The organism is Alphaproteobacteria bacterium (assembly GCA_035625915.1).
In the GTDB taxonomy this organism is placed as follows: domain Bacteria; phylum Pseudomonadota; class Alphaproteobacteria; order JACZXZ01; family JACZXZ01; genus DATDHA01.
Map to the genome: position 1 here is coordinate 1 of DASPOR010000076.1, position 10453 is coordinate 10453.

The following is a 10453-nucleotide window of genomic DNA, read 5'->3' on the forward strand; positions in this document are numbered from 1 at the left end:
CGTGAAGATATCGCGCGCGAACGGATGCTTCTCGGCGGTCCCCTGAACCTCGACGATACCGCCCCTTGCCGTTAGCACGAAGTTGGCGTCGGCGTCGGCCGCACTGTCCTCGACGTAGTCGAGATCGAGAATCGGCCGACCTTGAAAGATGCCGCAGGAAACCGCCGCCACCTGGTCCGTGAGCGGAACTTTGTCGAGTAGACCCGTCCGGACGAGGTGTTGAAACGCCAGATGCAGGGCGACGTAGCTGCCGGTCACGGCGGCGGTCCGCGTGCCGCCATCGGCCTGCAGCACGTCGCAATCGAGCTTGATGGAACGCTCGCCGAAGCCCTTGAGATCGGTCACCGCGCGCAACGATCGGCCGATGAGACGCTGGATTTCCTGGGTGCGTCCGCTCTGCCTTCCGCGTGCCGCCTCCCGGTCGGTACGCGTGCCGGTGGAGCGGGGCAGCATCCCGTATTCGGCGGTGACCCAGCCGGTTCCGCTGTTGCGCAGATGCGGCGGTACGCGCTCCTCGATCGAGGCCGTGCAGAGCACATGAGTGTCGCCGAAGCGCACAAGGCACGAGCCCTCCGCATACTTGTTGAAGCCCGGCACAAGCTCGACGAGGCGAAGCTGGTCGGGGGCGCGGCCGGAAGGGCGCATGGGCGAGGTCCTCGAGGTGCCTTCGAACCGGATTAAACTACAGGCCGCGGCGGGACGGTGTCCACTCCGGGACGAGCGCCTCGGTCGGCATCCGGGGTGGTCGCCGCCCGGGGCCGACATTGACGCCAAAAGGGCGAGTTACTACATTCCCCGGCGTCATTATGGCCGATCGTTACGTTGGACCTCCGCCCGGCCTGCCGCGAGTTTCCTCCTCGATTGAGGTACAGGCAGGCGAGGTCGCCAGCAAAAAGCAGGCAACCCTGAGCACACAGATTCCACCTCTCAACGAGCGCGCGCGGGAGATTCTCCGGCGCATCATCGACGGATATCTCGAGACCGGCGCTCCCGTCGGCTCCCGCACCATCTCGCGTCAGCTCGGCATGCAGCTCTCCCCGGCGACGATCCGCAACGTCATGGCGGATCTCGAAGAACTGGGCTTGCTCTATGCGCCGCACACCTCTGCGGGCCGGCTGCCGACCGAGGCGGGCCTGCGCCTTTTCGTTCACGGGTTGGTGGAAATCGGCGGGCTGGGCGAGGAGGAGCGGCGCTCGATCGAAAGCCAGTGCAAAGCCGCCGGCCGCACGCTGCCCCAAGTTCTCGAGGAGGCGACGGAGATGCTTTCGGGCCTCTCCCACTGCGCCGGTCTCGTGGTAGCTCCCAAGACCGAAGTGGCGCTGCGCCATATCGAGTTCGTCAATATCGGAAATGGCCGGGCTCTCGTCGTTCTCGTGACCGACGACGGTCTCGTCGAGAACCGGATCGTCAATCTGCCCGCGGGCATGCCCGCCGCGGCCCTCGCTCAAGCCGGCAATTACCTGAACGCCAAGCTCGCGGGCCGCACGCTGGATGAGGCGCGCGCCGAAGTGCTCGCCGAGCTCGAAGCGCATCGCGCCGAGTTGGATGAGCGCACGCGCAAGGTCGTCGAGGCGGGTCTCGCCGTGCCGGTCGGCGAAGGTACGGCGGGTGTGCTGATCGTGCGAGGCCAGTCGAAGCTGCTCGACGACGTGCACGCCGTCGAGGATCTCGAAACGATCCGCGAGTTGTTCACGATCCTCGAGACCAAGGACAGCTTGCTGCGCCTCATCGACGCGGCGGGACGCGGCGAGGGCGTTCAGATCTTCATCGGGGCCGAGAACAAGCTCTTCGCTCATGCCGGCTGCTCCATGATCATCGCACCCTTCGGAAACAGCCGGGAGCGGATCGTGGGCGCGATTGGCGTGATCGGCCCGACGCGCATGAATTATGCCCGCATCATTCCGATGGTCGATTACACGGCGAAGATGATCGGCCGCGTACTCGGATGACGACACGGGCGTTGACGATCGATTGGGGACAAGATGGCTCAGAGCAAGGACAACGGGACGGGCAAGATGACGAACTTGCAGGGCGAGGACGAGGCCAAGGAGGCCCAAATGCGCAATGAGATAGACGGCGAGATCGAGCAGGGTCGCGAGGACCGAATATCGCCGGGCGAAGCGTCGGCCGAGCAGACGGTGGACGACTTGATGGCGGCCGGTGAAACGATCGCAAAGCTCGAACAGGAAATCGCGGGGCTCAAGGATCAGATGCTTCGCGCACTCGCCGAAGCGGAGAATACCCGCCGCCGTGCGAGGAAGGAATCCGAGGATACCGCCAAGTACGCCGTCGCCAACATGGCGCGGGATTTTCTGTCGATCCCCGACAACTTGCATCGCGTGCTCGAAAGCATTCCGGCCGAGGGGCGCACGTCGAGCGAGCTTCTCGAAAAACTCGCGGCTGGCGTCGAGCTTGTGGAGCGCGAAGCGCAAACGATCCTCGAACGCCACGGCATCAAGCGGATCGATCCGCTCGGCCAGCCGTTCGACCATAACTTCCACCAGGCACTCTTCGAAGTCCCGACCACGGATCGACCGGCCGGCACGGTCGTGCAGGTCTTGGCGCCCGGCTACGTCATCCATGATCGCCTCTTGCGTCCGGCGCTGGTCGGGGTCGCCAAGGTGCCCGCGGGTGGCGCCAAGGACGACCCGGGCGACGACTCGGCTGCGCGCATCGACACGACCGTCTGAGGTCGCCCATGTCCGATCCCCAGTCCGATCGACCGGACGACGACTCTGAGGATCGGCGGCCCCCGCATGCGGGCCTTGCGGCACTGGCGCTCGTTGCGGCGCTACTCGTTGTCGGTATTTTCTTGACGCACAAGCTCAGGGATATGTCGGCGCTGCAGGACTGCGTGATGTCAGGGCGGACCAATTGCGCGCCGATCTCCCCGGGCGGCAAATAGCCGCCCGCATCCGGGGAAGGCAATGCACTATCCGGGCCGCTCGATCAGGAAGGCGCTCGCCGGATCGTGGGCTGCGTGATTGCGGAGCGTGGCCGCCCGGGAATTGACCGCGTAGCAGTAGACACAGCCATGCGGGCAGGTGTCATAGGCCCCGATGTCGCGGCTTTCGGCACAGAAGCACCCGGGGCGATTGCCCTTGGTTTGCGCCACGATTTCATAGCCGGCGACAGCACTCAATCGCGCCGTGTCGATGCAGCGAGCCGCTTCGGCGCCGTCGACGACAAAGGTCGGCTGGGTGCAGAGCGAAAGACGCATGCCGTGCGCGCGCGCCAATTCGACCAATGATGCAATGAGTCTGCACTTGGCGTCGGGCTCGAGACAGTGCCACGCAAACCCCGACGCGCGCGCAGCCGAATCCAGGTTGCGCTTGGTCTTGCGATAGACCTCGACGAACGACACAACGACCTCGTCGACCGAACCCGTGAGCGTCCGCGCCAGCACCGCAAAATTCCCGAAATGCCATGCGGGCGGGGTCAGATCGCTCACCACGATCGGGTCGTAGCGCCAGACCACGGCGTGCGGGCCGAAGGCGGCGGCGATCGCGCGCATCTGGCCGATCGCCCGCCCGGCATCGATCACCGAGCGCTCGAGCGGCTTTGGATAGCCCGTGACGGTGAATTGCACGACGAAGGGATAACCGCGACGATGGATCTCCCGGAGTGCTGCCATGAAGGGATCCGCATTTCGCGTCCAAAAGACGAAGCCGTCGACATCGTCGCGGCCAAGGGCAACGTCATGCTTCTGCCCGCCATAGGGGTTGAATGTGCGGACGAAGCCGGCGTCGAGCCGCGTCATGAACCATCGCCCGTAGAAGGCTGGTATATCGGTCCGGTAGCTTGCGGAGACGATCATGGGGGCATCATATACCCAAATTTCGCGCAATACGGGCGCTCGGCCCGCTGCCGGCGGCGGATTCGCCGTCAAATCGCACCCGGAAATACCGCCACCCCCTTTTTCCAGCCACGAAGGCTCCCCATATCAGCCCGAGGTTTGTAATCTTTCGTCAACATTGGCCCGCAAAAATCCCGGGCACATGGATCGGGGGTCCAAAAAGCGCTGAATCAGGCTTTGCGGTCCCGCCGCAAGAGGTAAATGGACATGGCAAAAATCATCGGAATCGACCTCGGCACGACCAACTCCTGCGTTGCGGTCATGGAGGGCAAGGAGGCGAAGGTCATCGAGAACGCCGAGGGGATGCGCACGACACCCTCGATCGTCGCCTTTGCCGAGAGCGGGGAGCGTCTCGTCGGGCAGGCGGCGAAGCGACAGGCCGTGACGAATCCCGAGAACACCTTTTTCGCCATCAAACGCCTGATCGGGCGCCGCTATGACGACCCGATGGTCGAGAAGGACAAGCACCTCGTCCCCTACAAGATCATCAGGGGCGACAACGGCGACGCCTGGGTCGAGGCGCGCGGCAAGAAGTACTCGCCGAGCCAGATCAGCGCCTTCACCCTCCAGAAGATGAAGGAGACGGCCGAGGCGTATCTGGGCGAGAAGGTCGAGCAGGCCGTCATCACCGTACCGGCATACTTCAACGACTCCCAACGCCAGGCGACCAAGGACGCGGGCCGCATCGCCGGCCTCGACGTGCTCCGCATCATCAATGAACCGACGGCGGCGGCACTCGCCTACGGTCTCGAGAAAAAAGGCTCCGGCGTCATCGCGGTCTACGACCTTGGCGGCGGGACCTTCGATATCTCGATCCTCGAGATTGGCGACGGTGTCTTCGAGGTCAAATCGACCAACGGCGACACGTTCCTCGGTGGCGAGGACTTCGACGCGCGCGTCATCGATTATCTGGCCGACGAGTTCAAAAAGGAGCAGGGCATCGACCTGCGGAAGGACCGTCTGGCCCTGCAGCGCCTCAAGGAGGCGGCGGAGAAGGCGAAGATCGAGTTGTCGAGCGCGCATCAGACGGAGGTCAATCTGCCGTTCATCACGGCGGACCAGAACGGCCCCAAGCATCTCAATATCAAGCTCACCCGCGCCAAGCTCGAAGCGCTGGTCGAGGAGCTGATCGATCGCACGATCGAGCCATGCCGGGCGGCCCTCAGGGACGCCGGTCTCAAGGCGTCCGAGATCAATGAAGTCGTCCTCGTTGGCGGCATGACGCGCATGCCCAAGGTGATCGAGACGGTCAAGAATTTCTTCGGGCGCGAGCCTCATCGCGGCGTCAATCCCGATGAGGTCGTGGCGGTCGGTGCGGCGATCCAGGCGGGCGTCCTCAAGGGCGAAGTGAAGGACGTTCTCCTCCTCGACGTAACGCCACTTTCCCTGGGCATTGAGACCCTGGGCGGCGTCTTCACGCGCCTGATCGACCTCAACACGACGATTCCGACGCGCAAGGGCCAGGTATTCTCGACGGCCGAGGACAATCAGACGGCGGTGACGATCCGAGTCTTCCAGGGCGAGCGCGAGATGGCGTCCGACAACAAGCTGCTCGGGCAATTCGATCTCGTCGGCTTGCCGCCCGCACCGCGCGGCGTGCCCCAAGTCGAGGTGACGTTCGACATCGATGCGAACGGCATCGTCAATGTCTCCGCCAAAGACAAGGCGACCGGCAAGGAGCAGGCGATCCGCATTCAGGCATCTGGCGGGCTTGGGGAAGCCGACATTCAGCGCATGGTCAAGGAAGCCGAGGCGCACGCGACCGAGGACAAGAAGAAACGCGAGCTCGTCGAGGCGCGCAATCATGCCGAGGCCCTCATCCACACGACCGAGCGCAGCCTCAAGGAGCATGGCGACAAGATATCGGCCGCCGAGAAGACGGCGATCGAGAGCGCCATACAGGATCTCCGCGGCGTGCTTGCGGGCGAGGATACCGGTGCCATCAAGAACAAGACCGAGACCCTCATGCAAGCCTCGATGAAGCTCGGCGAGGCCATGTACAAGGCCTCCCAGGAAAGCGCTTCTTCCTCGGGCGGGCCGACGGGCGGTGCCACGGGCGACGGTGCTGGCGGCGACGGCGCCCAGAAGGGCGAGAAAGTTGTCGACGCCGACTTCGAGGAAGTCGACGACGACAAGAACAAAAAGTCCGCGTAAGGCCGTTGCAAACGAGACCGACGCGGACGTAAGAAGGTCGACGCCGCCCCGGGAACGGATTGTTGCCGGGGCGGCTCCCTATGGGGTTAAGGGCCGGATTGGAGCGACATGGCCAAAGGCGATTTTTACGAAACACTCGGCGTCGGTAAAAGCGTCAGCCCGGAGGACCTCAAGAAGGCCTACCGTAAGCTCGCCATGCAATTTCATCCCGATCGCAATCCGGGCGACAAGGCGGCCGAGCAAAAATTCAAGGACGTAAACGAGGCTTACGACATTCTCAAGGACGCGCAGAAGCGTGCTGCTTACGACCGCTTCGGCCATGCCGCCTTCGAGGCGAACGGTGCGGGTGGGGGCTTCCGCTCCGCCGGCTTCGACTTCAGCACGGGCTTCGCCGACATCTTCGATGAAATGTTCGGCGAGTTCACCGGCAATCGCCGCCGTGCCGGCGGGGGTACCGCGCGTGGCGGCGACATGCGCTACAACCTCGAGATCCCGCTCGAGGATGCTTTTCGCGGAACCCAAGCCAAAATACGCGTGCCGAGCTCGACATCATGCGAGGCATGTCACGGCACGGGCGGCGAAGGTGGTGCACAGCCGATCACCTGCGGCACATGCCATGGCCACGGCCGCGTGCGGGCACAACAGGGTTTCTTCACGATCGAACGCACCTGCCCCGCTTGCCAGGGTACCGGCCGCGTGATCCGCGATCCCTGCCGGACCTGCCAAGGGGCCGGCCGGGTGCAGCGGGACAAGATGCTCTCGGTCACGATCCCGCCGGGGGTCGAGGAAGGTACGCGCATAAGATTGGCGGGCGAAGGCGAGGCCGGTGTGCGCGGCGCACCGCCGGGCGATCTCTATATCTTCCTCTCGATCAAGCCCCATCTCTTTTTCCGGCGCGAGGGGGCGAACATCTTCTGCCGCGTACCGATCCCGATGGTGACGGCGAGCCTTGGTGGGCCAATCGAGGTGCCGACGATCGATGGCACGCGCGCGCGCGTAAACGTGCCGGTCGGTACTCAGACCGGACATCAGTTCCGCTTGCGCGGCAAAGGAATGTCGGTCTTGCGCTCGAACCAGCGCGGCGACATGCAGATCGAGGCCATCGTCGAAACGCCCGTCAACCTCTCCAAGCGTCAGCGCGAAATCCTCCGGGAATTCGAGGAACAGAGTGGGGGCAAATCCAATAGCCCCGAGTCCGCGGGCTTCTTTGCCAAAGTCCGCGAACTCTGGGACGATCTGACCGAGTAAAATTTCGCCGGCTCTCTCGGCAAATCCGCTCCCCGCAACACGCGACCCTGTGGTAATCGTCAATCCTGCAGCGCGTTTCGAGCGCCGAGGGAGGCTGCCATGGCGGATGTGCTGATCGGTGTTGCCGGATGCGCCGGGCGCATGGGGCAGATGCTCGTGCACGAGATCGCGCGCACGGAGGGCTGCAAGCTCGCGGGCGGCACCGAGGCGCCGGGCAAGAATACCGTCCTCGGCCGCGATCTCGGGGAATTATCGGGGCTGGGCACGCTCGGTCTGCGCGTCGGCGACGACCCCGCGGCGCTTTTTGCGCGCGTCGATGCCGTGCTGGATTTTACCACTCCGGCCGCGACACTCCAGCACGTCGCCCTTGCCGCCGCGAACGGCACCGTGCACGTGATCGGCACCACGGGCATCGATGCGAACGGCGCCAAGGCGATCGAGGCGGCGGCCCGCAACGCCGCAATCGTCTGGTCCCCGAACATGAGCGTGGGCGTCAATCTTCTCCTCGCACTCGTGGAGCAGGTCGCGGCGACGCTCGATCCGCGCTACGACATCGAGATCGTCGAGATGCATCATCGCCACAAGGTGGACGCGCCCTCTGGCACCGCCCTCGGACTCGGGCGTGCCGCGGCCAAGGGTCGCGGCGTTGCGTTCGAGGGTGCGGCACAGCGCGCGCGCGACGGCCACACGGGCGCTCGCGAGCCGGGGAAGATCGGCTTCGCCGCATTGCGCGGCGGCGACGTCGTCGGCGACCATTCGGTCATCTTCGCGGGCGATGGCGAGCGGATCGAGCTGACCCACCGTGCCGCGGGACGCCAGATCTATGCGCAAGGTGCGGTACGCGCAGCCCTTTGGGCGCAAGGCCGGCCGGCCGGGCTCTATTCGATGCGCGACGTGCTTGGCCTTTAGGCCAAGGCCGCCAGCACGTCCCTGCTTTCGATGACGGTCGCATACTCGCCATGCATATTGGCGAGCGAAATGGCATGGACTCGGGCCGCGGGATGGAGCGCGCCCGAGAGATCGCGCTTGTCGACGGTGAAGCATCCATCCGCCACGACATAGGTGTCGAAGCCGAGGTTTCCCGCCATGCGCACCGTTGCCTCGACCGAGTTGTTGGTGATCACGCCGGTGACGATGAGCGTTCGGTAGCCCCGCTCGGAAAGAAAATTCTCGAGGCCGGTTCCGATGAAAGCGCTGTTGCTTTCTTTCGCGACGACCTTCTCGCCCGGCAGGGGTGCGGTCTCGGGTTTGAATCCGTGGCCAACTTGACCCGGGCGATAGTGGGAGCGAGGCTCGCGCGAATCGTGGCGGATATGGATGATCGGCATCGCACGCGCGCGCCACGTCGCGAGAAGTTCCGCGACGACCTTCTCGCAATCGGGATTATTGCGCGGCCCCCAACTCGGATGGTCGATCGCTTTCTGGAGATCGATCACCAAGAGCACGGTATTTTTGGGAAGCCGGATTTCGCCCACGCTCACACGGCTCTCGAGGTTTCGCGTACGGACGGCACGGCTGCCTCGCGCCCGTGGTCCCGCCAGCGGAGAAGGGCCGCGCGCAACGCTTGCGCCACCTCCAGCCGCTCCTCGGGGGAGAGGAACGAGCCGATCGCAAGCGAGCGGCCATGCGATGAGAGCGTGAGCTGGCTGCCGTGATCCGGCGGGTCGTCGATTTCGATCCGCAACCAATAGGGCTGGAAGGTCCAAGAGGATCGCCTGCCGCTGAGGCCCACGCGTTCGACGACGAGTGCCTCGGCCGAGAGCTTGACGGTCTCGCGCAGCCGGGCCGAGCGATAGCTCGCCTTGAAAGCGATGTAGAGCAGGAGGACGTCGAGCCCGAAGAAACCCGTCACCGGCCAGGCGCCGTGAAGCACGAAGAAAATGCCGGCAAGAAAGCTGGCTGCGCAAATAAGCGCCATCAGAATCCAGAATCCGTGGGGGCTCAGGCTCCTGTGCGGGGTCAACACCGCGTCGAAGAAAAGGGGCTGTGCTGCGTCAGGCAGGGTGCAGTCGGGCGATCGGTTCATGGCGCTATCATATGGCGACGGTTTTCATCGCGTAAAGATGCGGAAAGCGAGCTTTTCCAGTACGGCGGCGAAAGGTAGAGTCGGGCACCATGAAAAAAGAGAAAATCGAGGAATTCTTTCAACGCCTGGCCGCCGAACGGCCGAATCCGCAGAGCGAGCTCGATTTTGTAAGTCCCTACACGCTTCTGGTTTCCGTGGTGCTTTCGGCGCAAGCGACGGATGCCAGCGTCAACAAGGCGACCGAGGCGCTCTTCAAGGTGGCGGACACGCCGGAACGGATGCTGGCCCTCGGCGAGGCGAAGCTGCGCGGCTACATCAAGACCATCGGCCTTTATAACAGCAAGGCCAAGAACGTCATCAAGTTGAGCGAGACCCTCGTAGCGAAGTATCGCGGCGAGGTGCCGCGCGAGCGCGACGCCCTCGAAGCGCTGCCGGGAGTCGGGCGCAAGACCGCCAACGTGGTTCTCAATGTCGCATTCGGTCAGCCGACGATTGCGGTGGATACGCATATCTTCCGTGTCGGCAATCGCACCAGCCTCGCACCTGGCAAGACGCCGCTCGAGGTCGAGCAGAACCTGATCAAGCGCGTGCCGGATCGCTACAAGCTCCACGCCCATCACTGGCTGATCCTCCATGGCCGTTACGTCTGCAAGGCGCGCAAGCCCGAATGCACGCGCTGCGTGGTGAACGATCTCTGCCGCTACAAGGCGAAGAATTTGGCCTAGGGCGGGCGCTTTTACCGTGCTAAATCAAACGCTTGGTAATTCGGGCCGTCTGTGTGCCCAAAATTTGTCCAATATGTCAATGTGGACGAGCATGGACGTGGGCGCACGAGCGCACGCAAGCCCTCGAATTCCGCCGGCGCTGGCCCCGTGCGTAAGGCCGTCGTCGCGTCGAGGGCCGGCGTGACCACTCGGCGGCGTGCGGGATTCGACACCGATGCGCTGCGGACTTAGCCTGAGACCCAACTGGCCGACGCGGGCAATGGCAGAAGGGACAGAGGCTAGCTATGGGTTTCGTGCTGATGAAGGAACATCGACTCGATTGCGCCACCAAGTCATTGCCGCTGGCACTGGGAATACTCCACACCGAGTGGCAGCAAAAGCGTCGCGGTCGCGCCATGCCATCCCAGAGCGACATCGACCCCTCTGAACTGCATTACAACCTCG

General features: G+C 64.1%; 11 protein-coding genes. 7 read left to right on the top strand and 4 right to left on the bottom strand.

What is annotated here, in order from left to right:
- Nucleotides 1-645, bottom strand: a 645-nt coding sequence (rph, locus tag VEJ16_06355; protein ID HYB09271.1) for a ribonuclease PH, incomplete at its 3' end; no start/stop codon positions are given.
- Nucleotides 646-806: 161 nt separating this feature from the next.
- On the opposite strand from rph, the gene hrcA reads away from it, so the two are divergent.
- Genes hrcA through VEJ16_06370 form a run of 3 tightly spaced genes read left to right on the top strand, consistent with a single transcriptional unit; the run spans nt 807 to nt 2905 of the window.
- A complete protein-coding gene (gene hrcA / locus VEJ16_06360) occupies nt 807-1949 on the top strand; it encodes a heat-inducible transcriptional repressor HrcA (GenBank protein ID HYB09272.1) in 1143 nt (380 codons plus the stop codon).
- Nucleotides 1950-1982: 33 nt separating this feature from the next.
- Entirely contained in the window at nt 1983-2690 is a 708-nt protein-coding gene (gene grpE / locus VEJ16_06365; protein HYB09273.1) for a nucleotide exchange factor GrpE, read from the top strand.
- Nucleotides 2691-2698: 8 nt separating this feature from the next.
- Nucleotides 2699-2905 carry a hypothetical protein gene (locus tag VEJ16_06370; protein ID HYB09274.1) on the top strand — a complete coding sequence of 69 codons (207 nt, stop codon included), beginning with the start codon at nt 2699-2701 and terminating at the stop codon, nt 2903-2905.
- 27 nt (nt 2906-2932) lie between these two features.
- Here the strand turns inward: VEJ16_06370 and VEJ16_06375 are convergent, their stop codons facing one another.
- Nucleotides 2933-3817 carry a DUF1848 domain-containing protein gene (locus tag VEJ16_06375; protein ID HYB09275.1) on the bottom strand — a complete coding sequence of 295 codons (885 nt, stop codon included), beginning with the start codon at nt 3815-3817 and terminating at the stop codon, nt 2933-2935.
- Nucleotides 3818-4063: 246 nt separating this feature from the next.
- On the opposite strand from VEJ16_06375, the gene dnaK reads away from it, so the two are divergent.
- The 3 genes from dnaK to dapB all read left to right on the top strand — a co-directional run bounded on the left by dnaK (nt 4064) and on the right by dapB (nt 8167).
- Nucleotides 4064-6010, top strand: coding sequence for a molecular chaperone DnaK (gene dnaK, locus VEJ16_06380; GenBank protein HYB09276.1), 1947 nt, complete (start codon nt 4064-4066; stop codon nt 6008-6010).
- Between the two features lie 108 nt (nt 6011-6118).
- Nucleotides 6119-7258, top strand: coding sequence for a molecular chaperone DnaJ (dnaJ, locus tag VEJ16_06385; GenBank protein ID HYB09277.1), 1140 nt, complete (start codon nt 6119-6121; stop codon nt 7256-7258).
- A gap of 108 nt (nt 7259-7366) precedes the next feature.
- Nucleotides 7367-8167: a 4-hydroxy-tetrahydrodipicolinate reductase gene (gene dapB, locus VEJ16_06390; GenBank protein ID HYB09278.1), complete on the top strand. Its 801-nt coding sequence runs from the start codon at nt 7367-7369 to the stop codon at nt 8165-8167.
- Here dapB and VEJ16_06395 read toward each other — a convergent pair.
- Together VEJ16_06395 and VEJ16_06400 are read right to left on the bottom strand one after the other, a co-directional pair.
- Nucleotides 8164-8739 carry a cysteine hydrolase family protein gene (locus tag VEJ16_06395; protein ID HYB09279.1) on the bottom strand — a complete coding sequence of 192 codons (576 nt, stop codon included), beginning with the start codon at nt 8737-8739 and terminating at the stop codon, nt 8164-8166. The two genes, dapB and VEJ16_06395, sit on opposite strands and share 4 nt — an antisense overlap.
- Nucleotides 8736-9284: a DUF2244 domain-containing protein gene (locus tag VEJ16_06400; protein ID HYB09280.1), complete on the bottom strand. Its 549-nt coding sequence runs from the start codon at nt 9282-9284 to the stop codon at nt 8736-8738. Before VEJ16_06400 ends, VEJ16_06395 begins: the two co-directional genes overlap by 4 nt.
- Nucleotides 9285-9373: 89 nt before the next feature.
- Between VEJ16_06400 and nth the strand changes: the two genes are divergently transcribed.
- Nucleotides 9374-10009: an endonuclease III gene (gene nth / locus VEJ16_06405; protein ID HYB09281.1), complete on the top strand. Its 636-nt coding sequence runs from the start codon at nt 9374-9376 to the stop codon at nt 10007-10009.
- Nucleotides 10010-10453: the final 444 nt, after the last annotated feature.